Here is a 25,172-nt window from a genome sequence, read left to right as displayed (position 1 = left end):
GTCAGCCACCCGTAGCGGCGTCGGTGTTGGTGTCGCCCGCCAGGTCCGCGAGCAGCCCGTCGTGCGTGAGCGCGGCGCCCGCCGTGCGCTCGGCCTCGTAGCTCGCGTCGCCGAGCTCGGCCCGCGCGCGGGACTCCGCGGCCTCGTACTCCTCGCGCTCCGGCAACGACCTCGGCAGACCGGCGCGCATCACATCGGCGGCCGCGAACAGGCGCACGGCGCGCGCCGTGTCGCCCTCGCGCGCGTGCAGTTCCGCCCCGACGTCGACGAGGCCCGCGGTCACCAACTCCGCCGTCTGCCCGAGGACCTCGTCGCGCAGCAGGCGGACCACCATCTCGAGGCCCGCCCGGGGGCCCGACTCGGCCGCCGTGACGCGCGCGTCGATCACCCCCAGTGCCGCGACGAACTGCGGTGGCGGGGTGCCGCCCTCGGCCACCGCGCGCGAGGCGTCGCAGTGCTCGCGCGCGCGGGCCACATCGCCTTCCGACAGGGCGAGGTAGGCGCGCAGCAGCCGGGCGAAGGCCGCGCTGTCCACCACCCCGTACCGCTCGGCCTCCGCGGTCGCCATGTCGAGCGTCTTCTGCGCGGTGTCCCGGTCGCCCGCGCGGAAGGAGATCTCCGCGAGGCGCGCCATGAGGAACGGCGACTCGGCGTACGCCCCCACTTCGTAGGCGAGCAGCAGCGCCTCCTCGTACTCGCCCTTGGCCTCCTCGAACCGGCCGCGCCCCATGGCGGCCTCGCCCGCCGCACTGCACACCTGGGCCCGCATCCAGCGGTCGCCCACCCGGCGGCTCAGGTCCCGCAGCTCGGCGAGGTCGTCGTCGACGCCGCTCATGTTGCCGGGCATGTCGACCGCCATGTGCGCACGGAACATCAGGGTGACGCCGAGCTCCCAATCACCGCCGAAACGACGGCAGTTGGCGACGGCGGCGTCCAGGTCGGCACGCACGTCGCGGCCGTCGAGCAGGAACAGCGTGAACGGCCAGATGATGCCGGGGAAGCGGGCCCCCTGCGGATTGGGCGGCGCGAAGACGGACTGCACGCGCAGCGCGTACGCGCGCTGCTCCTCGCCCGCGACCGCGCTGTGCGGGCGGACCTCGGAGAGCAGAAAAAGGGAGAGCAGCCGCAGGTTCATCTGCGGCCAGTACATCGGGTCCTCGGTGTCCTCGGGGAGCACGCCGTCCGGCAGCATGCCCATGATGCGCTCGACCCAGTTCGAGCCCTCTTGGCGGTAGTTGCGCAGCCACCAGAACCAGCCCATGTGCAGCGCCAGGGCGATCGCCGACTCCAGGTCGGCGGGGCCCTGCCCCGACGTGACGCGGGTCAGCGCCGCCCGGATGTTGTCCAGGTCCGCCTCCAGGCGCTGGATCCACGGGAGTTGCTCGGCGGAGCGCAGCTTGGGGTCGGCCGCCTCGACCAGCGCGCGAAGGTGCGCCGTGTGCCGCCGCTCGGCGTCCGCCAGGAGCCCGGGGACCTGCGCGGCGCGCTCCGTGGCGTACTCGTGGATGGTCTCCAGCATGCGGTAGCGCATGCCCGCCGCGCGCTGCTCCTGGTGGGGCGCGGCGACGAGCAGGGACTTGTCCAGGAGGGAGCCGATGACGTCGGCGACCTCCGCGGTGGAGCACACGGCTTCCGCCGCCTCCAGGTCCCAGCCGCCGGCGAACACCGAGAGCTCGCGCAGGGTGGTGCGCTCCCGCTCGTCGAGCAGGTCCCAGGACCAGTCGACGACCGCGCGGAGGGTCTGCTGGCGGGGCAGTACGGTGCGGCTGCCGCCGGTCAGCAGGCGGAAGCGGTCGTCGAGCCGGTCGGCGATCTGGCGGGGCGTGAGCAGTCTGAGGCGGGCCGCGGCCAGCTCGATGGCGAGCGGCAGCCCGTCGAGGCGGCGGCAGATCTCGGCGATGGCGGCCCGGTCCTGGCTGGGGTCGAAGCCGGGGCGGACTGCGGCGGCCCGTTCGGCGAACAGGCGGTGGGCGGGGTCCGGGGGCAGCGGCTCGACGGGGCGCACGGACTCCCCCGGTACGCCGAGGGGTTCGCGGCTGGTGGCGAGGATCGTGAGGCCGGGGCAGCGCGTGAGGAGGGTTTCGGCGAGCTGGGCCGCCGCTCCGATGACGTGCTCGCAGTTGTCAAGGATCAGGAGCAGGCTGCGGTGTGCGCAGTGCTCTACGAGGAGGCTGGTCGGATTGGTCTGGGGGCCTGACAACTCGTTCGTCATCAGGACCGTCTCGCGCAGGTCCAGTGCGCTGACCACCGCGCCCGGCACCGCCCCCGGATCGTCGAGCGGCGCCAGCTCGACCAGCCAGGCGTTCGGGAGCGGCGCCGCCGCCTCCTCCGCCAAGCGGGTCTTGCCGGAGCCGCCCGGGCCCGTGAGCGTGACCAGGCGTGCTCCTCGCAAGTGGGAACGGATGGCGCCGAGTTCGGGTTCCCGACCGACGAACGAGTTCAGACGTGGGCGAAGATTCCCGGTTCGGGCCGGAGGGGTGGGCATTTCAAGCCCCGCCGGCGATTGAGGCGCGGGGTCCGGGGCAGAGCCCCGAGACGTCACCCCCGGGTGGGCGCTCGGGACGGAGGCGTTGAGCAACTCCACGTGCAGAGCGGAGAGTTCCGGCCCCGGGTCCGCCCCCAGCCCGTCCGCCAGCACACGACGCGCCCCCTCATACGCGGCCAGCGCATCCGCCCCGCGCCCCGCATCACGCAGCGCACGGATCAATAGCGCATGCAGCGGCTCGTCGTACGGGTGCGCGGTGGTGAGCTCTCGCAGCTCCGGTACGAGGTCGGGGGCGCGGCCCAGACGCAGATCCGCCTCCACGCGCGCGCGGACGGCGTCGTGGCGGCGGGCCTCGAAGCGGGTGGCCGCCGGGTGGTCGGGGAGGTCGACGAGGGCCGGGCCGCGCCACAGGGCGAGCGCGTCCCGCAGCGTGCGGGCGGCGGTCTCCGGGGCGTCGGCTGCGAGGGCCGCGGCGCCCTCACGGGCCAGGCGTTCAAAGACGTACAGGTCGATGTCCGGGCGGGCCGCGGCGAGCCGGTAGCCGCCGGTCTCGGAGGTGACCGCCTCCTTGCCGAGTACGCGGCGGAGCCGGCCGACGAGGGCCTGGAGGGCGGCCGGGGCGTCGGCGGGCGGGTCGTCGGCCCAGACGTCGTCGATGAGCGCGTCGGTGGGGGCGGTGTGCGGGGCGTGCAGGGCCAGGGACGTGAGCAGGGCGCGCAGCCGCGGGCCGCCCACGGGCAGGGGTGTGCCCTCGTCGTCGTATGCCTGTGTGGTGCCCAGGATCTTGTACTGCACTGAGGCATTGTCGCCGGTGCGCGGCCCGAGGGCCCGGCCTTTTCCCCGGCGTGGCCGCCCGCGGACCGCTGCGGCGCGCGGCCTTCGGGCCGCTACCTCGGTCCCGCCCCCAGGGCGCGCTCCGGTACGACGCTCCCCGTCGGCACCGCACGCGCGCGTGCCGGGGTGCCGGTCCAGCAGGTGCCGCGGCGGGCGAGGAGGCGGCGCAGCCACAGTTCGAGGGCGACCAGGTCGGCGAGGCCGTCGAGCGGCAGCGGTTCGCCGTCGGCGGCGGAGCGCAGGGCCTTGCGGACGACGCGGGCCTCGATCAGGCCGGTCTGCGCGAGCAGTGGTGTGTCGAAGAGCCCGATCAGCTGGTCCGCGGCGAGGCGGAGCCCCGCGCGGGTCGCGGCGGACGAGGAGGCGTGGGAGGGCGCGCCCCAGCCGGGCGGCAGTTCGCTGACGCCCGCGCCTTCGAGGACCCGGCGCAGGATCTCGGCGCGGGCCCCCGGCTGGACGCGCAGTGCCTCGGGCAGGGCGCGGCAGGCGCGGACGACCTGGTTGTCGAGGAAGGGGGCGTGCAGGCGCTGGAAGCGGACCTCGGCGGCCTGTTCGAGGATGCGCAGGTCCGCCGCGTGCCGGGCGAGGCTCGCGCGGGCGCGGAACTCTCCCGGGCGCTGCCCGGGGCCCGGCCCGGGACGGGTCTTTCCGTCGTGGAGGCGAACCGATACTTCAGCGAGTGCCTCTCCGGTCAGCCAGCGCGCGGCGGGACCCGGTCTGGCCCACGCGAGGGCGGCGAGCGAGGCTCCGACGGCGCCGCCCGGCTCCTCGAAGTTCTGCTGCAGGAGCCGGCTGGAGAGCCCTTCGAGGCCCGCCTTGTAGGGCGTACGGGCGAGTTTTCTGGCCGCTCCGTAGACGCGCGCCGGCACCGTGAAGGAGCCGTCCGCCTTGGTGAGCGCCGCGACGGGGCGCAGCATGTGGCGGCGCCGCCGGTCCATCAGCAGGTCGGCGAGGCGCGCCGGATGGGCGTCCAGGACCTGGCGGGCCCCGTAGCCGGTGAAGTGGTCGGCGCTGCCGGAGACGAGGCGGGCGCGGTGGCGGGCGGCCGTGATGAGGGAGGGGCTCGGCTCGTCGGTGAGCGGCCCGTCCAACTCGGCGTACGGGAGCGCCTCTTCGCCTGCCGCCACCACCACGTGGTGCAGACGCGGGTTCGCGGCGAGCGCCCCGGCTCTCTCCAGCTCCGCCTCGTGCTGGTCCGCGCGCGACGAGCGGTCGTTGAAGGTGACCGCGAGGAGGCGTTCGCCCGCGCCCGTGCCGTGCCCGAGGACCGTGCCGGGCATGCCGGGCAGGCCCGCCGCGAGGAGGGCGAGGGTGCCGGACGCCGGTCCCCCGGAGACGTCGGCCCCGATGCCGGGCACGGGCATGCCGCGGGCGGCTCGCCGCTCGGCGGGGCCCATGCCGGGCACGGGCCCGGGGTCGAGGTCGGTGCCGGGCACGTGCCGGGGCGCCGCGAGCCGGGCCCGTACCGCCTCGACGAGGGCGTCGCGCACGTCGTCCACGGCGCTCTCCGGGTCGACGGCGCCCACTCCCACGGCGAGCGAGGCCACCGGCTCGTAGCCGGCGATCTCGCGGGACCCGGTGCGCAGGATCAGCGCGTGGCCCGGCGGGATGCGGTGCACACCCTGGTACGGCGTCGAGTCGTGCAGCGCCTCCGGGACGTCGGGCGCGGCGAGGAGCGCCGCCAAGTGCCCCACGTCCAGGTTGGCTTCGATGAGGTCGGCGAGCGGGAGCGCCGCCGTCGCGTACGCGGTGCCGCCCGCCCAGGGGGTGTGGAACACGGGGCGCGCGCCCGCGAGATCGCCCACCACCGTGACGCGGCGGCCCACTTGGACGACCGCCGTGTAGCTGCCGGGCCACGCCGTGAGGTGGCGCAGGGCGCCGCCGCGCGCGGCGAACAGGCCGACCCTCAGCTGCTCGTCGGAGGCTCCGCACACGCCGAGGACGGCGATCCGCGTCTGGTCGTCGGCCCGCACGATGCGCACCTCGTCGGCGCGCCAGTCGCCGACCGCCCACAGCGGATCCGGGTCGCCCCACAGGAGTTGGGAGCCGACCGGATGTACCGTTTCGCCCTCCGACCCCATGGCACCCGCGGAACCGAGGGCAACGGGCCCGGAGGCGGCACTGCTCCACCCCACCAACCAGCGCATCGCCGCCTCCACAGGCTGTGGACAACACAAGGGGTCCCCATGCTGCCACGAAGGAGGCCTCAAAGAGGGGACACGGCGAAGGGAAGGAGCAAGCGGGAAATGGCGTACGCTCCCCCCAATGCGCCCCATTTAAGCCGTGGTTGAACCGTGGTACGACCCGGGCGAGTCCGGATGACAGGGGCGAGATTCGGCCAAATCGGCCGCGGTTGGCCGGAGGTGAACACCCCGCTTCGGCCACAGCGTGTGGGCATACAGTCCGGGAGGCGCACATCACCTCCCGGACCGGTCCGCCGCCCGCGGGGATGTAGGCGGCGGTGTCCCCCAGCCCACTGGATCCAGTACAGCGGGCCGACCCACGCAGGTCCCATGCAACCGCCGCCCCGCCGTACGGGTAAGAGCGCACGCACAGGCGCACGGCACCACGCCCGGAGCACACGGTCACACGGCGTGGCCTGCGCCGTACTTCAGTACGGACAACAATCCCGCCATCCGGAATGACGACCCTTAACGCTTGGGATGCGGCGAACTACGCTGTGTGTACGAATGCCGCGCGGTTATGCCAGGCCGAAAAAGTCGGCGTGGTGCCCGGCGCGGCAGCCGTCTGTGTCGAGGGGTGGCTCATGTCCAGGGAGCAACGCGGGCCGAACGAAAAGCTCGGCGCCGTCCTCGCCCTCGCGGGAATCAGCAACGCGGGTCTGGCCCGCCGTGTCAACGACCTGGGTTCGCAGCGGGGTCTGACGCTGCGCTACGACAAGACGTCGGTGGCGCGCTGGGTGTCGAAGGGCATGGTGCCGCAGGGCGCCGCCCCGCACCTCATCGCCGCCGCGATCGGCCAGAAGCTCGGCAGGCCCGTGCCGCTGCACGAGATCGGCCTGGCCGACGCGGACCCCGCGCCCGAGGTGGGCCTGGCCTTCCCGCGCGACGTACGGCAGGCGGTGAAGTCCGCGACGGAGCTGTACCGGCTCGACCTCGCCGGGCGGCGGGCGGGCAGCGGCGGGATCTGGCAGTCGCTGGCCGGATCGTTCGCCGTGAGCGCGTACGCGACGCCCGCGTCCCGGTGGCTGATAACCCCGGCCGACTCCTCGGTGGCCCGGGAGGCACACCACGTGGAGGACGGCCCGCCGCAGAAGGTCGGCCACAGCGATGTGCAGAAGCTGCGCGAGGCCGCCGAGGACGCGCGCCGCTGGGACTCCAAGTACGGGGGCGGGGACTGGCGTTCGTCGATGGTGCCGGAGTGCCTCCGGGTGGAGGCGGCACCGCTGCTGCTCGGCTCGTACTCGGACGAGGTGGGGCGCTCGCTTTTCGGGGCGGCGGCCGAACTGACGCGTCTGGCCGGGTGGATGGCGTTCGACACCGGGCAACAGGAGGCGGCGCAGCGCTACTACATCCAGGCGCTCAGGCTCGCGCGCGCGGCGGCGGACGTGCCGCTGGGCGGTTACGTCCTGGCGTCCATGTCGCTGCAGGCCACCTACCGCGGGTTCGGTGACGAGGGCGTCGACCTCGCGCAGGCCGCGATCGAGCGCAACCGGGGGCTCGCGACGGCCAGGACCATGAGCTTCTTCCGGCTCATCGAGGCACGCGCGCACGCGCGCACCGGTGACGGGCACGCGGCAGGGGGCGCGCTGCGGGCCGCCGAGGGGTGGCTGGAGCGGGCCCGTGACGGCGACACCGACCCTTCGTGGCTCGGCTTCTACTCCTACGACCGGTTCGCGGCGGACGCGGCCGAGTGCTACCGCGACCTGAAGGCGCCCCGCCAGGTGCGGCGCTTCACGGAGCAGGCGCTGTCGAAGCCCACCGAGGAGTTCGTGCGCTCGCACGGGCTGCGGCTCGTGGTGTCGGCGGTGGCCGAGCTGGAGTCGGGGAACCTGGACGCCGCATGCGAGCAGGGCACCCGGGCACTCGAAGTCGCCGGGCGGATCTCGTCCGCGCGGACCACGGAGTACGTGAAGGACCTGCTGCACCGCCTGGAGCCGTACGGGGACGAACCGCGGGTGGTGGAGCTGCGGGAGCGGGCGCGGCCGCTGCTGATGGCGCCGGCGTAGGCCGCGCGGTCCGTGGGCCCGAGGCTGCCCGCATGAATTGTCAGTGGGGTCGGGCAAGATGCTGGACGAGTAGTTCCGAACTCCTGTCGTCCGCCCGTAGGGCGGGCCGGGAATGGCTTGGTGCGTGCGATCGCAAGGCGGAGGAGGGAGACGACGCGGAGCGTCGGGGACCGACGACAACGCCGCGAGCGTGCGTGCCAGGCCATTCCCGGCAGGCAGGAGTTCGGAACTACTCGTCCAGGTGTGTCGGGAGCGGAGGTGAGGCCCGTGGGGGCGGCTGGGTATGACGGGGACGTGCTGGTGGTCGGCGGGGGGATCGTCGGACTCTCCACCGCGTATGCCGTGTCGCGGGCGGCGCCGGGGACCCGGGTCGTCGTCCTCGAGAAGGAGCAAGGACCGGCCCGGCACCAGACGGGGCGGAACAGCGGGGTCATCCACAGCGGGATCTACTACCGGCCCGGCTCGCTCAAGGCGAGGTTCGCGGTGCGCGGCGCCGCCGAAATGGTCAAGTTCTGCGCGGAGTACGGGATCGCGCACGAGGTCACGGGAAAGCTGATCGTCGCCACCGAGCGGGACGAGCTGCCGCGCCTGCACGCCCTCGTCCAGCGCGGCAGGGAGAACGGGATACCGGTGCGCGAGCTCGGCGCCTCGCAGATCCAGGAGTACGAGCCGCAGGTGCGCGGCCTCGCCGCGATCCACGTGGGGACGACGGGGATCGTCGACTACCGCGCGGTCGCCGAACTGTTCGCCGAGGCGTCCGGTGCCGAGATCCGCTACGGGGCGGACGTCGTGCAGGTCGACCGCCGCGCGGACCGGGGCGTCGCCGTGCGGACGAGTTCCGGTGACGTGGTGCGCGGGCGGGTGCTCGTCAACTGCGCGGGGCTGCGCTGCGACGAGGTGGCGCGGCTGACCGGGGACGACCCTCAGATGCGCATCGTGCCGTTCCGCGGCGAGTACTTCGAGCTCGGCCGCCCCGACCTGGTGCGCGGGCTCGTCTACCCGGTGCCGGACCCGGCGTTCCCGTTCCTCGGCGTGCATCTGACGCGGGGGATCGACGGCGGCGTCCATGTGGGTCCCAACGCGGTGCCGGCGCTCGCGCGCGAGGGCTACGACTGGGGGACCGTCCGCCCCCGCGAGGTGGGCGGGACGCTGGCCTGGCCCGGGGCGTGGCGGATGGCGCGCAGCCACTGGCGGTACGGGGCGGGTGAAGTGCACCGGTCCCTGTCGAAGTCGGCGTTCACGAAGGCGGTGCGCAGGCTCGTGCCGGCGGTCACCGCGCAGGACATGGTGCCGGTGGCGGCGGGGGTGCGGGCGCAGGCGGTGCTGCGGGACGGGACGCTTGTGGACGACTTCCTGATCCGGGAGGGGGCGCGGGCGGTCCACGTGTTGAACGCGCCGTCGCCCGCGGCGACGGCGTCGCTGCCGATCGGGCGGGAGATCGCGCGGCGGGTCCTGGCGTTGTTGTGAGGCCGCACCGGCGTTCGGGTTGCCCGTAAAATCGGTCCCACTGTGTCTGAGTCGTCTGAAACCCCCGCGCCCACCGCCCGCCCCAACGAGCCGCGGTTCCCCGACGGGCCCCGGCCCGACCCCGCGCAGTCGCACTACGAGCACCGCATCCGCAGCTTTCAGCCGCGCCGCGGCCGGGTCACCGACGCGCAGGCCGACGCCCTGCAGCGGCTGTGGCCCAAGTGGGGCCTGGACATCGACGGACAGCGGGGGCTCGACCTCGCGGAGCTGTTCCCCGGCGTCGAGCGCGTCGTCCTGGAGATCGGCTTCGGCATGGGCGAGGCCACGGCGCAGATGGCACAGGACGATCCGACGACCGGCATCCTCGCGGTCGACGTGCACACGCCGGGACAGGGCAATCTGCTGAACCTGGCGGAGCGCGCGGGCACCGACAACGTTCGGGTGGCGAACGGCGACGCGATCGTGCTGCTGCGCGACATGCTCCCGGACGACAGCCTCGACGGGCTGCGCGTCTACTTCCCCGACCCCTGGCCCAAGAAGCGCCACAACAAGCGGCGGCTGATCCAGGCCGAATTCCTGTCCCTTGTGGCAGGACCGCTCAAGCCGGGCGCGCTCGTGCACTGCGCGACCGACTGGGAGGACTACGCGGAGCAGATGCTCGAGGTCCTCACCGCGCACCCCGACTACGAGAACACGATCGAGGACGGCGGCTACGCGCCCCGCCCCGCGTTCCGCCCGCTGACCCGCTTCGAGGGCAAGGGCCTGGACAAGAGCCACGTGGTGCACGACCTGCTGTTCCGGCGCCGGTAGTTCCACGGGCGGGTGCGGGCCGGATCTCCGCGGCCCCGTCGCGGCGCGGCGCATCCCTCGTTAGGGTCAATTGGTGGCCTCGTATCCCGTCTATCCGCACCGGCAGGACGACGTCCTCGGCGCACACCCGAGCGGCGCGGTCCCGCACGGTGCGGTTCCGCATCCCCGCTGGTGGGAGCGGAAGGGAGTGCGGGTCACCGCACTGGCGACGCTGCTCGCGGTCTCCGGGGTGGTGATCCTCGCCCTCGTCCGCGAGCAGACCGGCACGGAGGGCTTCTTGGTCGGGCTCGGCCTCGCCGTGCTGCCCGTCCCCCTCCTCATATCCGCGTTCCGCTGGCTGGACCGCGTACGGCCGGGCCCCTGGCGGAACCTGATCTTCTCCTTCGCGTGGGGCGCGTGCGCGGCGGCGCTGATAGCGATCGTCGCCAACAGCTTCGCGACCCGCTGGATAGAGACCGCGACCGCCGACCCCTCCAGCGCCGACACCCTCGGCGCCACCGTCATCGCCCCGATCGTCGAGGAGACCGCGAAGGCGGCGGCCGTGCTGCTCGTCTTCCTGTTCCGCAGACGCGACTTCACCGGAATCGTCGACGGCGTCGTGATCGCCGGGGTCACCGCGACCGGCTTCGCGTTCACCGAGAACATCCTCTATCTCGGCAACGCCTTCGGCACCGACCAGCTCTCCGGCACGGGCCCCGGCCTGACCTCCGTCACCGCCGCCACCTTCTTCGTGCGCGTCGTGATGTCCCCGTTCGCGCACCCGCTGTTCACGGTCCTCACCGGCATCGGCTTCGGCATCGCCGCCGCTATGGCGCCGGGCCGCGGCCGACTGCGCCGGATGCTGCTCCCGCTCGCCGGACTGTTCGCCGCGATGGGCATGCACGCGTTCTGGAACGGCTCGTCCTCGTTCGGCGAGTACGGCTTCTTCACGGTGTACGCCGCGTTCATGGTGCCGGTGTTCGGCGTCCTCACCTGGCTCGCGGTGTACGTGCGCCAGCGCGAGCTGCGCACCGTGCGCCAGGAACTGCCCGCCTACGTCGCCGCGGGCTGGCTCGCCCCGCCGGAGCCGTTCGCGCTCGGCTCGCTCAAGGCGCGGCGCCTGGCCCGCGACTTCGCCACGCACTACGGCGGCCGGACGGCGGCCACGGCGGTCGTCGAGTACGAGGACTACGCGACGTCCCTCGCACTGCTGCGCCACCGCGGCCGCCGCGGCAAGGCCGGCGCGGACTTCGTCGTACGGGAGCGGGAGCTGCTCGAGGCGCTGTGGGTGCGGCGCCACTACGCGCGCCCGGCGCTCGCGTACGGCTCCCAGATCGCGGCGCCGATGTGGCTGCCCCCGGTGTACGCGGGCCCGCTGGCACAGGGCCCCGCGTACCCCACGTACAACTACAACCCCTACCGGTACTGACGCCGGCCCTGCCGAGGGCTCACTGCTGCCGAGGGCTCACGCGGAAGCCACCGTCAGCCGGTCGAGGTCCGCCTGCGTCAGCCGCAGGTCCGCCACCGCGAGCAGCGCCGGGAGCTGTTCGACGGTCCGCGCGGACGCGATCGGCGCCGTCACCGTGGGCTGCGCGGCGAGCCAGGCGAGGGCGACCGTGGCGATCTCCGCGTCGTGGGCCTGCGCGATCTCGTCGAGGGCGGTCAGGACCCGCTGCCCCCGCTCGGTCTCCAGGTGCTTGCCCGCACCGGCGGCCCGCGCGCTGTCGACGGCGACGCCCGGCCGGTACTTGCCGGTCAGGAAGCCGGAGGCGAGCGCGTAGTACGGCACGGAGCCGAGGCCCGCGCGGGCGGCGACGTCCTGGAGTTCGCCCTCGTACGTGTCGCGCGAGACGAGGTTGTAGTGCGGCTGGAGCGCGACGTAGCGGGCGAGGCCCTCGCGGTCGGAGAAGTCGAGGGATTCCTTCAGGCGCTCGGCGGAGATGTTCGACGCGGCGATGTGCCGCACCTTGCCCGCCTTCACCAGCTCGTCGAGGGCGCCGATGATCTCCTCGACCGGCACCTCGGGCTTGTCGTAGTGCGTGTAGTACAGGTCGATGTGGTCGGTGCCCAGGCGCTTCAGGGAGGCGTCGGCCGCGGCCTTGATGTTGGCGGCGGACAGGCCCTGGTACTCGGGGTGCTGGCTGCCCTTGGTGGCGATGACGACGTCGTCGCGGCGCCCGCGCGAGGCCAGCCACGTGCCGATGACGGTCTCCGACTCACCGCCCTTGTTGCCGTCCACCCAGGCCGAGTACACATCGGCGGTGTCGATGAAGTTGCCGCCCGCGGCGACGTACGCGTCGAGCACCTCGAAGGACGTGGCCTCGTCGGCGGTCCAGCCGAACACGTTGCCGCCCAGGGAGAGCGGGAAGACCTCGAGGTCGGAGGTGCCGAGCTTGCGCAGCGTGGAAGAGGAGGAAGTCATGCTCTGCCTCAACACCCGTACGGAATACGGTATTCCGGGCGCACCCCGGAAGTTGCCCCAAGAATGGGCAAACCGGCAGCCCTGACGTCGGGGGGTCAGCGCCAGGACCGCCGGGGTTCACGGGTTCACGGACTCATGGGTCCTCAGAGAGAGAGGCCCTTGTCGCGCAGCCACGACCCGGGGTCGACGCCGGTGGACTGCCCGTCGGGGTGGACCTCCAGGTGGAGGTGCGGCCCGGTGACATTGCCCGTGGCGCCCACGCGGCCGATGACGTCGCCGGTGGTGACCTTCTGGCCCGCGCTGACATTGAGCGAGGACTGGTGGCAGAACCACAGCTCGGTGCCGTCGTCGAGCGTGAGCACCGTGCGGTAGCCGTACGCGCCCGCCCAGCCGGCCTCCGTGACCGTGCCGGAGTGGATGGCGCGGATCGGGGTACCGGTGGAGGCGGCGAAGTCGAGGCCCGTGTGGTAGCCGGAGGACCACATGGAGCCGGGCTGGCCGAAGGTGCCGGAGAGCGTGTACGAGGCGACCGGGAGCTTGAAGGCGGCGGCCAGCTTGCGCAGGCGCTCCTCCTCCGCCTTGCGGCGGGCCTCCGCCTCGGCCTTCTTCTTCGCGGCGATCTCCTTGGCCTTCGCCGCGTCCTGCTTGGCGGCGGCCTCTTCGGCGGCCTGCTGCGCGGCGGCCTCCTCGGCGGCCTGCTTCGCGGAGGCGTCGGCGGCGTCCTGCTGCGTCTCGGCCTGCTGCATGATGCGGGCCCGCAGTGCCTCGCCCGCGCCGGTCTGTCCGTCGGCGGCCTCGGCCTGGGTGATTCCGGCGCCGCTCAGCGGGGAGGCCGTGGCGCCGGAGTCGGAACCGGAGTCCGAGCCGTCGGATATCAGCGAGCCCACGCCCGGCAGCGACTTGGCCTCGGGCAGCGAGTCCTTGACCGCGGAGAGGTCGGGCATGGAGATGTGGACCGGCGGCTTGCCGCCCTGTGCGGTGGCGATGCCGCCCGCACCGACGGCGGCGACCACGCCGACGCCGAGAACAGTGGAGCTGCGCGCGAATCCGCCGCGGCGGCGGGCTACGCGATGCCTGCCGCGGACGGGAGCGAGGGACTCCTCGGTGGGATTCCACTCTTCCCAGGTCTCCTGCTCGACGCCGGAGGTGTCTTCGGGGCCGTAGAAGAAGTCGGGGGCAGGCCGGTTCGACGCCACGGGGGCGCTCTCCTTTCCTTCCTTCTCGCCTACCGGGTTAGCTGACGGGTTCGGAGCAGGAAGGTCTCCTACGGACACCAAAGGTGTCCGATTCACCCCAAGTTGGTGGTTCCCCGGCTCCCTTGCGGGATTAGGCGTGTGCGCACGGAGCCATCTCTTGTGACGGCTGGGACGACCGCGCTGCGTTATCGAACGTTAATAGACAGCAGACAGTAATTCCAAGCGCTTCCCACTGATCGTTCACGACTCTGGCCAGGACTTTTCAGGACACTAGCGGGCGGAACGGGGCGAGTTGACGTCACACCGTCCCCACATTCAACGGACTCAATCCTCTGACGGTACGTCAATTGTTATGCGGAGCGACGCCGTTCGACTACGGTCGGCTACCTCGAGTAACAAACGATCAAGGACCTCAGGTCCGCCGCACGGCGAGCAGCGCCATGTCGTCGGTCGTCCCGTTGCCGGTGTGCGCGCGCACCTCCGCGGCGAGGGCCGCGAGGAGTTCCTCGGGCCCCGGGAAGAGGCGTCCCGACAGCCGGGCCGCCGGATCGTAGAAGCGGCCGTTCGCGTCGCGCGCCTCGGAGAGCCCGTCGGTGTAGAGCAGCAGCGTGGCCGCGGACGGGAACGCCGCCTCGACGGCCCGGTCGGGCCAGCTGCCCAGTTCGCTCATGCCGAGCGGCAGCGCCGCCTGGCACGGGTCGAGCGCGCGTACGGTGCCGTCGCCGAGCAGCAGGAGCGGGGCGGGGTGACCGCGGTTCAGGACCCGCACGAGGTCGACGCCGTGCGGGATCTCGGCGAGCACCGCGGTGGTGAAGCCCTCGAAGTCGTCGATGCCGCTGCGCCGGGTGCCCTCGCGGGCCAGGGCCCGCTCCAGGCGCTGGGCGACCGCCTCCAGGGAGCCCTCCTGCTCGGCGGCCTCCCGGAACGCCCCGATGACGACGGCGACCGCCGCGACCGCGCCGAGCCCCTTGCCGCGCACGTCACCGACGATGATCCGGATGCCGTGCGGGGTGTCCTGGACCGCGTACAGGTCGCCGCCGATGAACGCGTCGGCCTGCGCCGCCTCGTAGCGCGCCGCGATGGCGAGACCGCCGAGCCGCCGGGCCGGCTCCGGCAGCACCGCCAACTGGGCGGCCTGGGCGATCTCACGGGCGGAGGCCAGCTGCTCGTAGCTGCGGTAGACGATCCGGTTGAGCAGGCAGGCCAGCAGGCAGACGGTGGCCACGGTGACGATCTCGGTGACGAACACGGAGTCGAGGTTCTCCGTGAAGCGCAGGTGCACCGCGACGATCGCTCCGATCGACACCACGCCGACCAGGGCCGTCGCGCCGAGCGAGAAGAACGGGGCGGCCACCAGCGGAGCCGCGCTGAACAAGGGGGCACCGGGGAAGCCGCTGGGGGTGACGTACTCGTAGACCGCGCCGCCGATGACGAGCAGCAGGGGCAGCAGCCGAAGGAAGAGGCGAGTGCTCGCGGTGTCGGAGCCGTGCCTCCTCCGTCTCCAGCCGGTGCCTCCTGTTCGCTGCCCCACCACTCGTCTCCTGCCGTTCCCTGCCAGCTTCCGGCGTCTCACCAAGAGTTCCCGCACGGGGACGCGGAGGCGAGCAGGGGTGGGCCGTACGGGTGGGGAACGTGACGTGCGCAACACGGGCGAGCATGCGGAAAACAAACGAACAGGGCCCGGAATCTCATGAGATTCCGGGCCCTGTTCTTCAGTAGCGGGGACAGGATTTGAACCTGCGACCTCTGGGTTATGAGCCCAGCGAGCTACCGAGCTGCTCCACCCCGCGCCGTTGTGTTCACAACTCTACGCCATCAGGGGGAGTGAACGCGAATCGCTTCGCGTGACCGCTCACGCGGCGGCGTGCGTCAGCGTCTCCCACGCCACGAACAGGTCGTCCGTCCCCTCGGGACGCTGCTTCTCGGTGAGCCTCTCGGTGTGCGGGAGGTCCATCTTCAGCCGCCCCTGTAGGTGCTGGAGCCCCACCTCCGTGTCGGGCCCCATGTCCCGCTGCACCTTCCCGCCGCACAGCCAGGACGGGGCCTTGGCGCCCAGCTGGTACTTGGAGTGCAGCTCCAGCGCCGCGGCGAGCCGGTCCTTCACCTCCCCGTACAGGTCGACGCCCTGGTGCCAGGCGGTCTCGGCCATGTGGGAGGTGGCGGCGAGCGAGTAGCTGGCGTGCTTGAAGTTGCGGCAGGTCTCCTGGGCGAGCCCATCCTTGAAGGTCTTCTGCCCGAACCAGTACGTCCGCAGTTCCTTCGGGGTGTCGATGCCGCTGCCCTTCGGCTTCACCGGCAGCTTCCCGTCGGAGGACAGGTAGAAGTACGCGGGGACACGGTCCCTGAAGTGCCCGACGGCCTGGTCGAAGGCGCTCTGGTCGTTCAGGTAGACGGCCATGCTCATCGTCGCGTCGGCCATCACCAGGTCCCAGTTGCCGTTGAAGTCCGCGGAGCCGCCGCGCACTTCCGGCAGGTAGGCCTCGCGCAGCATCCGCTGGAACTTCAGCTCCTGCCCGTCCGGCCAGTCCTTGTACGTGTACTGCATCAGCTCGGCGGCCTTCGCCCAGGACGCGCCGGCCCAGGCGGCCTGGAGCCCCGCGTTGTCCTCGCTGTGCCCGGTGACCTTGTCCGCCCAGGCGTTCATGATCTCGACGGCCTTGGCGGCGTGCGCCTTGTCGCGGGTGACGTTCCACAGCAGGGCCTGCGTATAGGCGGCGATGGCGTCCTCGCGCTCCTCGACGCAGCCCTGTCCGGCCTCGGCGTCGAAGGGGCACTTCACGGTGGCGTACGGCTTGGCCTTGTAGTCGAGGTCGGCGTACTTGCTGGTGCTCATCTCCTTGTACGCGGAGATCCACGGCTCCTGCTTGCGGGTCACGTGGTCGCGGACCGCGGCCAGTTGCCCCTTGCCGACCAGGACGCCGGGGTGCGCGAAGGGGCCGCCGGAGGGCCGGTGCTCGGGGTGCGCCCCCACGTCGGAGTCGGTCCGTGTGGCCGCGCCGCACGCCGTCGCGGCCACCACCAACAGAGGGACGAGGCCCCCCAGAAGAACGCGTCGCGTCCGTGCGCCCGCTGCCATGCAACACCTCCGGTCGGATCACTGGACGAGCGAGTCCGGCCCCCTGTCGTCCGCCCGGAGGGCGGGCCGGAAATGGCTTGGTGCGTGCGATCGCAAGGCGGAGGAGGGCGTCGACGCGGAGCGTCGGCAACCGACGACAACGCCGCGAGCGTGCGTGCCAAGCCATTTCCGGCAGGCAGGGGGCCGGACTCGCTCGTCTAGCAGCCTGACGCCTGCGGGCGGTCGGCGCAGGATCTGTTGCGCCGGTCGGGAACGGCCCTGTGCCGCTTCCCTGCGCTCTTCGTGTCACCTTCGCACTCCTTCCGCCCCTTTCGGGCCCTTTTCCCCGCGCCGCACAGTCCGGCCTCGGTGCCCCGCTTCGGCATTTCGGGCCCCCTCGGATGCGGTGGTCCGAGAAGAAAGCTTTCGACAAATAGATGTAGGTAGCGGTACTCGCCTTATCGAGCACACCGGCGGTCAACGCCCAATTACGCTCGTGGGTTCACGCAACACGACGGGACCCCGCATGTCGCACAGCGCAGGTCACAGCCGCCCCGGTCAACTCACACTGCACCCCGTCACCGTGGCCTCCGGGCCACTGCGACTGATCGCCCGTCACATCTCGCCGGTCACCGGCTCCGGCGGGGACATCTTCGGCGTCGCCCCCACCGCCGACGGGGTGAGGTTGATCATCGGTGACGTCATGGGCCACGGCGCGGCGGCCCACGGCACCGCCGCCGCGGTCCTGCGGGCCTGGCGGCTGCTCGCCCCCGAGGAACCCGCCCTGGGCGGGATCGCGCACCGGCTCCACTCGCTCATCGCCCGCTCACCCCACCCGGAGCAGTACGTCACCGCCATCCTGGGCACCATCGGCACCGACGCCCGGGCCGAACTGCTCTGCTGCGGCCACCCGCCCCCACTGGTGGTCCGCGGCTCCTCGGCCGTCTTCGCCAACGTACTGACGCCCGCGCTGCCCCTCGGCCTCCTCGACCTGGCCGACGGCCGCCTCACCACGCACACCATGCCGTTCGCCCCCGCCGACCGCCTGCTCTTCTACACCGACGGGGTCACCGAGGCCCGCAGCCCGCTCGGCCTCGACTTCCCGCTGGCCGAAAGCGCGGCCTCGCACCCCACCGAGGACCCCGGCAGCCATCTGACCCGCATCGAAAGCGACCTGCTCCGCCACACCGGCGGCCACCTGAACGACGACGCCCTCCTGCTGCTCCTGGAGCACCGCCGCGCCTGAGCCCACCGGCCCCGGGGGTGCCGGCCGCGCCCGGCTCCCCGGTCGACCGGACCGTGGCGGCGGCTGGCCGGGAGTGGCCGGATGCTGTGGCCATGTGTGCGCTCCGGAAGAGGATCCGGGCAGCTCATGGCATTTGGCGTGTGGGTGGCGGCGCCGGAGCAGACTCGGGTGCGGCCGGTGGACGGCGGCCGCCGCACCGGAGGGGGACGGGTCACATGGAAAGCTCCCGGCACGAGCGGACGAAGGGCAACCTGCCCTGCGAGACGACATGCTTCGTCGGACGCGAGGACGAACTGAGCGCCCTCCAGGACTTGGTGAGCACCCATCGGCTCGTGACGCTGACCGGGCCGGGCGGGGTGGGCAAGAGCCGGCTGTCCCGGCAGGTGGGAGCCGACGCCCAGGCCGCCTTTCCCGACGGGGTGTGGCTGGTCGAGCTCTACCCCATCAGGGAGGAGGAGACGATCGCGCTCGCCCTCTACGAGGTGCTGCGCCTGTCCGACCAGTCCCCCCGGCCCACGCGTGAGGTGGTGGCCGAGTGGCTGGCGGACAAGCGGCTGCTGCTGATCCTGGACTGTTGCGAGCACCTCGCCGCCGGCTGCGGGGACTTCGTCCGGGCGCTCCTGGCGGCGGCCCCCGGGGTGCACGTGCTGGCCTCCAGCCGGATCCCCTTGCGGACCGACGGCGAGCGGACGGTGGCGGTTCCCCCGCTGCCCGTCACCACGGGGACGCGCCGCCCCGGCGCGGTGCCCGCCGACGCGGAACTGCTGTTCACCCTGCGCGCGGTGGAAACGTCGCCCGGGGCGGCGCTCGCGGAGCGGGACGGCGCCGCGGTCGCCGCGATCTGCGCGCGCCTCGAGGGCATCCCCCTGGCCGTCGAGCTGGCCGCCGCCCGGCTGCCCGAACTGTCGCTGGCCGAACTCGACCGCCGCCTGCACGCCCGCTTCGAGTTGCTGACCAGGCACGACGATCCCGCCGGCCGGGGCGACGAACGGCACCGGGCGCTGCTCACCACGATCGGCTGGAGCCATGAGCTGTGCACGCCGCTGGAGCGGCTGCTGTGGGCCCGGCTCTCGGTGTTCGTCGGCGGCTTCGAGCCGGACGCCGCCCGGTGGGTCTGCGCCGGGGGCCCACTCGCCGGCGGGCAGGTGGCCGGACTGCTGGACCGCCTCGTCGACCAGTCCGTCCTCCAGCGCACGGACACCGACCGCGGGCCCCGCTATTCGATGCTGGACACGATCCGCGAGTACGGCGCTGCCTGGCTGGCCCGGCTCGGGGAGGAGCGACCGCTGCGCGCATCCCACCGCGACCACTACCGGCGGCTCGCCCGGTCCGGGGACCGCGCGTGGGTCGGCCCGGAACAGGTCGCCTGGTACGGGCACCTGACCGCCGAGCACGCCAACCTGAGCGCGGCGCTGGAAGCCTGCCTGGCCGACCCCGACCCGCTCCCCGCGCTGGAGATGGCGGGCGAGCTGTGGTTCTTCTGGACCGGGTGCGGCTTCCTGCGCGAGGGCCGCGGCTACCTGGAGCGGGCGCTCGCCGAGGACCGCAAGGCGCCGGAGGGCCCTCAGCTGCTGCGGGCGCTGTGGTCCTGCGGCCATGTGGCCACCCTTCAAGGCGACTTCACGCGCTCGACCGCGCTGGAGAGCCTCTCGTTGCCGATGGCCGACCGGCTCGCGGACCCGGTGGCGACGGCCGCCGTGCGCTACGTCCGGGGCACCCGCCTCGTGATGACCGGCCACCCGGCCCGGACCCTCGACGTCTGCCGCGCCTCACCGCCCCGTCCCCCGGCCTCGGGCAGCGCCCTCGCGATCTGGCTCCTGACCCGGGGCATCACCTCGTACGCCCATCTCCAGCTCGGTGAGCTCACGCAGGCCGCGTCGGCCGCCGACGTGATGCGCGAGGAGAGCGAACTCCACGGCGACCTGTGGCTGCGCGCCTACGCCCGCTACTTCCTGGCCATGGCCGCGCTGGCCGACGGCGACCCGGCTGCCGCGCTCCGCCACGCCCGCGACTCGCTGGCCCTCAAATGGCAACTGCACGACACCTTCGGCGCCGCTGTCGACCTCGACACCATGGCCACGTCGCTGGCCGGGTCGGACCCCGCGCGCGCCGCCCGGCTGCTCGGCACGGCGGACGCCCTCTGGCACTCCATCGGGCGCGACCGGGCCGGGGTGCGGGAATTCCTGGCGACCCGCCACACCTGCGAACACCAGCTCCGCACGGCCCTCGGCGACGCCCGGTACGGGACGGCCCACCGCGAGGGTCTCGAAGCGGACATCGACGACGGCATCGGCTTCGCCCTGCGGTGAGGGCGTGTCCGCTCACCGCAGGGCGGACCGCCGGCCGGCCGAGAAGAGCAGCGGGGCGGCATGCCGTCGGCGATCACCGCGGCGGCGTCGCAGTCACCGCGGGCGAGGGCGGGGTTGTCGCGCGAGTGCTGCCAGGCGCCGCCGGGGGCGTACTGGTGCCGGTTTCGCCCACGACTTCCCAGGGACTGCCGGGCCGGCTCATTCAGCCGACGCCCGGGGCCCGGCCGCACCGAGGGGGCGCACGCCCAGAGGTGCGTCCTCGGCGCGCGCGAGAAGTCCGGAGAGGGTGACCTCGACGGACTGGCGTACGACGTCGGTGAAGTCGGCCCGCAGCCCGCCCAGGGCCGGATCCGCGGCGTAGGCGTCCAACAGCGCCTGCGGCGGCTGATGGTAAGGCCAGGCGGCGGCGATCGTCAGCCAGGTCAGCCCGACGAGCCGGAAGGCGTCCTGGGGCGCGAGTTCCGGCAGCCGCAGGCGGGCCACCTCCGCCAGGCGCTCGGCAGAGCGCAGTGCGGCCTGCTTGTGCCGGAGGGCGACCTCGGCGGAGATGTTGTGTTCGAGCACCGTGGCCTGCGCGCCCATGAGATCGCAGAGCACCGGCCGCCGGGCGACCGACTCCGCGAGCAGGCGGGCCAGTTGGTCCCCCCGCTCGCGCGGCGTGCCGACGCCCGAGGGCGCGACGTCCTCCAGTTCTGCGATCCAGTCCTGCTGCTCGGCGTCCAGGAGCTGAAGCAGGATCGCCTCGCGCGATTCGAAGTAGCGCAGCACGTTGGCCTTGGCCAGGCCGACGCGACGGCTCAGCTCGTTCAGGCTCAGCTTGGCGACCGGCATGTCGGCCAGCATCGCCGCCGTCGTGTCGAGGATCTGCCGTCGCCGCTCGCTGCGCTGTTCGTCGGTGCGGGCGCGTTGGAAGGTCACCACCACATGTTACATACCGGCGGTACTTTGCGAAGGTACCGGCGGTCCGTTAACGTGGAACGACATAAGAGACCGGCAGTAACTTACTGTCGGCGGCGGCTGCTCCCACCGGCCGTCCCCACCACTGAGGAGCACCATGCGCACCACCACCGGCTGGAAGATCACCGACGGCACCACCGACCTGCGGCGCGTACCGCTGGAGCGCCGCGACCTGCGCGAGAGTGACATCGCGGTCCGGGTCGACTACTGCGGCGTCTGCCACTCGGATCTGCACGCCGTCCACGTCATGCCCGACACCGTGCCCGGCCACGAGTTCATCGGCACCGTCACCGAGCTGGGCTCCGCCGCCTCCCGCTTCGCCGTCGGCGACCGGGTAGCCGTGGGCACCGTCGTCGACTCGTGCGGCACCTGCAAGAACTGCCTCGCGGGCGAGGAGATCTACTGCACCGACGGCTGGTCGCCCACCTACGGCGGCCCCGACCGCGTGGACGGCCGCCCGCAACAGGGCGGCTACAGCCGCGAGTACGTCATCAACGAGAAGTACGCCCTGCCGCTCCCCGACGGACTCGACCCCGCCAAGGCCGCCCCGCTGATGTGCGCCGGCATCACCGTCTGGTCCCCGCTGCGCAAGGCGAACATCGGGCCCGGCAGCCGCGTCGCCGTCGCCGGGCTCGGCGGCCTCGGCCACCTCGCGGTGAAGTTCGCCGCGGCCCTCGGCGCCGACGTCACCGTCCTCAGCCGCACCGTCGACAAGGAGAAGGACGCCCGCGCACTCGGCGCCACCGGCTTCGTGCTCACCACCGACGAGACACAGGTGAAGCAGGCGTACGGGAGTTTCGACCTCATCATCGACACCATCGCCGCCACCCACGACCTCGACCCCGAGATCCTGATGCTCGACCTCGACGGCGAGCTCAGTCTGCTCGGTGTCTCCTGGGAGATCCCGGTCAACAACCTGCTGCTGCTCATCGGCCGCAAGCGGCTGTCCTCCTCGGCCACCGGCGGACTGCCCGCCACCGCCGAGATGCTCGCCTTCGCCGCCGAGCACGGCATCGAGCCCGACGTCGAGGTGCTCCCCTCCGCCCGCGTGAAGGAGGCCCTCGACCGCCTGGCGGCCAACGACGTCCGCTACCGCTTCGTCCTGGACCTCTCCGACCTCGACTGACCGGCCCTGCCCGGATCCCGTCCCCGGGGGAGCCCGAGCCGCGGCTCCCCCGGTACCCCAGTAAGGAGACAGGCAGCATGAAGGTAGTGGTCTTCGGCGGAAGCGGGCTGATCGGCGACGGCTTCGTCCAGGAGAGCCTGCGCGCCCCGGACGTCACCGAAGTGATCACCGTCGGCCGGTCGCCCATGGACACCCCGCACCCCAAGCAACGCCACGTGGTGCACGACGACTTCCTCGACCTCACCCCGATCCGCGCGGACCTCGACGGCGCCGACGCCTGCTTCTGGGGCCTGGGCGTCTCCGCCGTCGGCATGAGCCCGCACGACTACGAACGCGTCACCTACGGCTACACCCTGGCCGCCGTCCGCACCCTGACCGAACTCAACCCCGGCCTGACCTTCGCGTACCTGTCCGGCGCCGGCACCGACAGCGGCGAGCGGGGACGCAGCCGCTGGGCCCGCGTCAAGGGCCGCACCGAGAACGCGGTCATCGACGCCTTCCCCAACGGCTACGCCCTGCGCCCCGCCTTCGTCCTCCCCGCCCACCAACAGCGGTCCAAGACCCGCGCCTACCGCTGGGGCACCGCCGCCGTCGCACCCCTCGCCCCGCTGATCCGCCGCCTCACCGACACCGCCATGACCGACACCGCGCAGATCGGCCGCGCGGCCCTGCACCTGGCACGCCACGGCCACGAGCGGCACGTCCTGGAGAACCGCGACATCGTCGCGCTGGCGAAACACCGCGACGACTGACCCCGAACAGCCCGAGCAGCATGCACGTCAGGGCGTGATGATCGGGAAGTTGGGGTCGGCGGTGTCGAGGAGGCCGACGAGCCGCTCCAGCGTCCGAGGATCGCCTGCGGTGTCGATGTCGTCGAGTCCCTGGCCGGCGATGACACCGAGGAGTTGGGGCTTGGTGAGAGTGAGCGTGAGGTCGGCGTCGATGGTGGGCGCGCCCCGGCTGGTGCGGTAGGTCAGGGCTCCGTTGGAGAGGCCGAGGTGCCAAGTGCGGTCCTGGTCGGCGAGGTGCCAGTTCATGGTGAGGGTGGTGTCCCAGGCGCGGGGGCCGTCGATGCGGATGGCCAGGGTGTCGATGAGCTGATCGACGGTGAGGGCCAGGGCGATCTCCGGGTTGGTGAGGTCGACGCCTGCGGTGGCGAGGGTGCCGCGCAGTTCCATGGCGCCGGTGAGGTAGAAGTTGCGCCAGGTGGCGTTCTCGGCGCCGTGACCGAGGCGGTCGTAGACGGCGGCGAGTGCCTCGCGGGCCCCGCTGTGGGTGGGCTCGGCGAACACGGCGTGGTTGAGCAGGGTCGCGGCGAAGCGGAGGTCGTCGTCCTCGGCGTACTGGCGGCCCTTGGCGACGATGGCCTCGATGCCGCCGTAGTCGGCGGTGAACCGCTTGGCGAGTTCGGTGGGCGGGTGTTCCCACAGGTGGGCCGGGTTGCCGTCGAACCAGCCCATGTAGCGCTGGTAGATGGCCTTGACGTTGTGGCTGACCGACCCGTAGTAGCCGCGGGCCGCCCATGCCTCCAGGGCGGGCGGCAGGGTGATCTCCTCGGCGATCTCCGGGCCGGTCAGCCCCTTGTTGAGCATGCGCAGGGTCTGGTCGTGGAGGTAGGCGTAGAGGTCGCGCTGGGTGGTCAGGAAGTCGGTGAGTTCCCGCTCGCCCCAGGTGGGCCAGTGGTGGGAGGCGAAGACGACGTCGGCCTGCCCCTCGAACATCACCAGGGCCTCGGTGATGTAGTGGGCCCAGATGCGGGCGTCACGGACGACCGCGCCGCGCAGGGTCAGCACGTTGTGCAGGGTGTGGGTGGCGTTCTCGGCCATGCACAGAGCCCGCCGGTCGGGGAAGAGGAAGTTCATCTCCGAGGGGGCCTCGGTGCCGGGCGTGAGCTGGAAGACGATGCGCACTCCGTCGAGCGTCATCTCCTGACCGGTCCGCGTGATGTCGTGCGTCGGCGCGACGAGGCTGATGGTTCCCAGTGCGGTGGCCGTACCCAGTCCGCAGCCGATCTGGCCGGCCGGGTCCTGGGGAAGGCGGGCTCCGTACATGTACACCCCTCGGCGGCCCATGGCGTTGCCGGCGTAGACGTTCTCCGCCACTGCGTGCTCGAGGAATCCGGACGGCGCGATGACCGGGATGTCGGTGACGCCGTGGGGCACGATGGCGCGTGAGCCGCCGAAGTGGTCGCCGTGGGAGTGGGTGTAGATCATTGCGGTGACCGGGCGGTCTCCTCGCTGATCGCGGTAGAGGGCCAGCCCGGCGGCTGCCGTCTCCATGGACATCAGCGGGTCGATGACGATGACGCCGGTGTCTCCCTCGACCAGCGTCATGTTGGAGATGTCCAGGCCACGGATCTGGTAGATCCCCTCGGCGACCTCGTACAGGCCGGAACGGGCACACAGCCGACTCTGCCGCCACAGGCTCGGGTTGGCGGTGTCAGGGCACTCGGCGTCCAGGAAGGCGTAGGCGTCGGCATCGAACACCGTCTTCCCGGACTCGTCCTTGATCACCGGGTCCTTCAGTCCCGCCACGAAGCCGCGATCGGCGTTGTGGTCGTCGGTGGTGTCCTCGAACGGCAGGTCGGCAACGCTCACTGGGTCTCCTTGGGTGGACACGAACGCACACGTGGGTTCCATTCACCGACGCCGTCACTCCATCCGCACCAACGACTAGCCCATCCGGGCCGCCCGCAGGCCATGGGAACGTCGACGGGCCGGGACCCGGCCCGTCCATTCCGGCGGCGGGACCAAGTCCGTGAAGGTCCTGAACAGTTGCTGCGTCCGGCAACGCTGCACGGGCAGGCCCCTGGGCCGGGGGCATATCGAGCTGCCGTCCGAGGCGAGGACGTCTGAGACGAGACCTCGGACACGTCCTGCCGAATCCGCTCAGGCATCACTCACGCAATGTCTCGCAAACGAAGAAGCGCCCGAGCCGACCGAAGCCGACCCGAGCGCTAATTAGCAGGTCAGAGGGGATGCCCCTCCCCCCACGTCACGTAGACCCTGTGGGACTCGAACCCACAACCAATGGATTAAAAGTCCACTGCTCTGCCAATTGAGCTAAGGGTCCACCGCGCCGACCTGAGCCGACGCAC

At 72.4% G+C, this 25,172-nt stretch carries 16 protein-coding genes, 2 tRNA genes and 1 riboswitch; of the genes, 8 read left to right on the top strand and 10 right to left on the bottom strand.

Annotated elements, in window-relative coordinates; all coding sequences use genetic code 11:
• Position 1: 1 nt before the first annotated feature.
• On the bottom strand, positions 2-3,280 hold the full coding sequence (locus ACFV9W_RS31350; RefSeq protein ID WP_385767671.1) for a BTAD domain-containing putative transcriptional regulator: 3,279 nt from the start codon (positions 3,278-3,280) through the stop codon (positions 2-4).
• 92 nt (positions 3,281-3,372) lie between these two features.
• Positions 3,373-5,466 (bottom strand): asparagine synthase-related protein, encoded by a 2,094-nt coding sequence (locus tag ACFV9W_RS31345; protein WP_385767668.1) that lies wholly within the window; start codon positions 5,464-5,466, stop codon positions 3,373-3,375.
• 620 nt (positions 5,467-6,086) lie between these two features.
• Between ACFV9W_RS31345 and ACFV9W_RS31340 the strand changes: the two genes are divergently transcribed.
• From ACFV9W_RS31340 to ACFV9W_RS31325, 4 genes are all read left to right on the top strand, one after another.
• Positions 6,087-7,508, top strand: coding sequence for an MFS transporter (locus ACFV9W_RS31340; protein ID WP_385767665.1), 1,422 nt, complete (start codon positions 6,087-6,089; stop codon positions 7,506-7,508).
• A 267-nt stretch (positions 7,509-7,775) separates the two neighbouring features.
• Positions 7,776-8,975 carry an L-2-hydroxyglutarate oxidase gene (gene lhgO, locus ACFV9W_RS31335; protein ID WP_385767662.1) on the top strand — a complete coding sequence of 400 codons (1,200 nt, stop codon included), beginning with the start codon at positions 7,776-7,778 and terminating at the stop codon, positions 8,973-8,975.
• 42 nt (positions 8,976-9,017) lie between these two features.
• The gene (gene trmB / locus ACFV9W_RS31330; protein WP_385767659.1) at positions 9,018-9,785 is read left to right on the top strand and encodes a tRNA (guanosine(46)-N7)-methyltransferase TrmB; all 768 of its coding nucleotides are present in this window, start codon (positions 9,018-9,020) and stop codon (positions 9,783-9,785) included.
• Between the two features lie 73 nt (positions 9,786-9,858).
• Complete coding sequence (locus tag ACFV9W_RS31325; RefSeq protein ID WP_385767656.1) at positions 9,859-11,193, top strand: PrsW family intramembrane metalloprotease; 1,335 nt, start codon at positions 9,859-9,861, stop codon at positions 11,191-11,193.
• Between the two features lie 36 nt (positions 11,194-11,229).
• On the opposite strand, the gene ACFV9W_RS31320 is transcribed toward ACFV9W_RS31325, so the two are convergent.
• The 5 genes from ACFV9W_RS31320 to ACFV9W_RS31300 all read right to left on the bottom strand — a co-directional run bounded on the left by ACFV9W_RS31320 (position 11,230) and on the right by ACFV9W_RS31300 (position 16,458).
• A complete protein-coding gene (locus tag ACFV9W_RS31320) occupies positions 11,230-12,186 on the bottom strand; it encodes an aldo/keto reductase (protein ID WP_385767653.1) in 957 nt (318 codons plus the stop codon).
• 143 nt (positions 12,187-12,329) lie between these two features.
• Positions 12,330-13,382: a M23 family metallopeptidase gene (locus tag ACFV9W_RS31315; protein WP_385767650.1), complete on the bottom strand. Its 1,053-nt coding sequence runs from the start codon at positions 13,380-13,382 to the stop codon at positions 12,330-12,332.
• 11 nt (positions 13,383-13,393) lie between these two features.
• Positions 13,394-13,529, bottom strand: a riboswitch (cyclic di-AMP (ydaO/yuaA leader).
• Between the two features lie 265 nt (positions 13,530-13,794).
• Positions 13,795-14,913, bottom strand: a complete 1,119-nt coding sequence (locus ACFV9W_RS31310; RefSeq protein ID WP_385767647.1) for a PP2C family protein-serine/threonine phosphatase — start codon at positions 14,911-14,913, stop codon at positions 13,795-13,797.
• Between the two features lie 185 nt (positions 14,914-15,098).
• Positions 15,099-15,172, bottom strand: a tRNA-Met gene (locus ACFV9W_RS31305).
• A 62-nt stretch (positions 15,173-15,234) separates the two neighbouring features.
• A complete protein-coding gene (locus ACFV9W_RS31300) occupies positions 15,235-16,458 on the bottom strand; it encodes an alginate lyase family protein (RefSeq protein ID WP_385767644.1) in 1,224 nt (407 codons plus the stop codon).
• Positions 16,459-16,963: 505 nt separating this feature from the next.
• Here ACFV9W_RS31300 and ACFV9W_RS31295 point away from each other — a divergent pair.
• Both ACFV9W_RS31295 and ACFV9W_RS31290 read left to right on the top strand, forming a co-directional pair.
• Entirely contained in the window at positions 16,964-17,683 is a 720-nt protein-coding gene (locus ACFV9W_RS31295; RefSeq protein ID WP_385767641.1) for a PP2C family protein-serine/threonine phosphatase, read from the top strand.
• Between the two features lie 215 nt (positions 17,684-17,898).
• The gene (locus ACFV9W_RS31290) at positions 17,899-19,992 is read left to right on the top strand and encodes an ATP-binding protein (RefSeq protein ID WP_385767638.1); all 2,094 of its coding nucleotides are present in this window, start codon (positions 17,899-17,901) and stop codon (positions 19,990-19,992) included.
• A 198-nt stretch (positions 19,993-20,190) separates the two neighbouring features.
• Here the strand turns inward: ACFV9W_RS31290 and ACFV9W_RS31285 are convergent, their stop codons facing one another.
• On the bottom strand, positions 20,191-20,910 hold the full coding sequence (locus ACFV9W_RS31285; RefSeq protein WP_385767635.1) for a TetR family transcriptional regulator: 720 nt from the start codon (positions 20,908-20,910) through the stop codon (positions 20,191-20,193).
• Between the two features lie 136 nt (positions 20,911-21,046).
• Here ACFV9W_RS31285 and ACFV9W_RS31280 point away from each other — a divergent pair, with 136 nt between their 5' ends.
• Together ACFV9W_RS31280 and ACFV9W_RS31275 are read left to right on the top strand one after the other, a co-directional pair.
• On the top strand, positions 21,047-22,075 hold the full coding sequence (locus tag ACFV9W_RS31280) for an NAD(P)-dependent alcohol dehydrogenase (protein WP_385767632.1): 1,029 nt from the start codon (positions 21,047-21,049) through the stop codon (positions 22,073-22,075).
• Between the two features lie 77 nt (positions 22,076-22,152).
• Positions 22,153-22,827, top strand: coding sequence for an epimerase (locus ACFV9W_RS31275; protein ID WP_385767629.1), 675 nt, complete (start codon positions 22,153-22,155; stop codon positions 22,825-22,827).
• Positions 22,828-22,854: 27 nt separating this feature from the next.
• On the opposite strand, the gene ACFV9W_RS31270 is transcribed toward ACFV9W_RS31275, so the two are convergent.
• Positions 22,855-24,672 carry an alkyl/aryl-sulfatase gene (locus ACFV9W_RS31270; RefSeq protein WP_385767627.1) on the bottom strand — a complete coding sequence of 606 codons (1,818 nt, stop codon included), beginning with the start codon at positions 24,670-24,672 and terminating at the stop codon, positions 22,855-22,857.
• A 402-nt stretch (positions 24,673-25,074) separates the two neighbouring features.
• Positions 25,075-25,147: transfer RNA gene (locus ACFV9W_RS31265), tRNA-Lys, on the bottom strand.
• Positions 25,148-25,172: the final 25 nt, after the last annotated feature.

Source organism: Streptomyces sp. NPDC059897, from assembly GCF_042730865.1.
Taxonomy (GTDB): Bacteria; Actinomycetota; Actinomycetes; order Streptomycetales; family Streptomycetaceae; genus Streptomyces.
Note: the sequence above shows the minus strand (reverse complement) of the source record. Positions and strands in the feature narration are given on the sequence as shown.

Bases quoted from the DNA above. Each gene is read 5' to 3' on its own strand.
- ACFV9W_RS31345 (WP_385767668.1), bottom strand. From the start codon at position 5,466: ATGCGCTGGTTGGTGGGGTGGAGCAGTGCCGCCTCCGGGCCCGTTGCC.
- ACFV9W_RS31340 (WP_385767665.1), top strand. From the start codon at position 6,087: ATGTCCAGGGAGCAACGCGGGCCGAACGAAAAGCTCGGCGCCGTCCTC.
- ACFV9W_RS31320 (WP_385767653.1), bottom strand. From the start codon at position 12,186: ATGACTTCCTCCTCTTCCACGCTGCGCAAGCTCGGCACCTCCGACCTC.
- ACFV9W_RS31300 (WP_385767644.1), bottom strand. From the start codon at position 16,458: ATGGCAGCGGGCGCACGGACGCGACGCGTTCTTCTGGGGGGCCTCGTC.
- ACFV9W_RS31295 (WP_385767641.1), top strand. From the start codon at position 16,964: ATGTCGCACAGCGCAGGTCACAGCCGCCCCGGTCAACTCACACTGCAC.
- ACFV9W_RS31290 (WP_385767638.1), top strand. From the start codon at position 17,899: ATGGAAAGCTCCCGGCACGAGCGGACGAAGGGCAACCTGCCCTGCGAG.
- ACFV9W_RS31280 (WP_385767632.1), top strand. From the start codon at position 21,047: ATGCGCACCACCACCGGCTGGAAGATCACCGACGGCACCACCGACCTG.
- ACFV9W_RS31275 (WP_385767629.1), top strand. From the start codon at position 22,153: ATGAAGGTAGTGGTCTTCGGCGGAAGCGGGCTGATCGGCGACGGCTTC.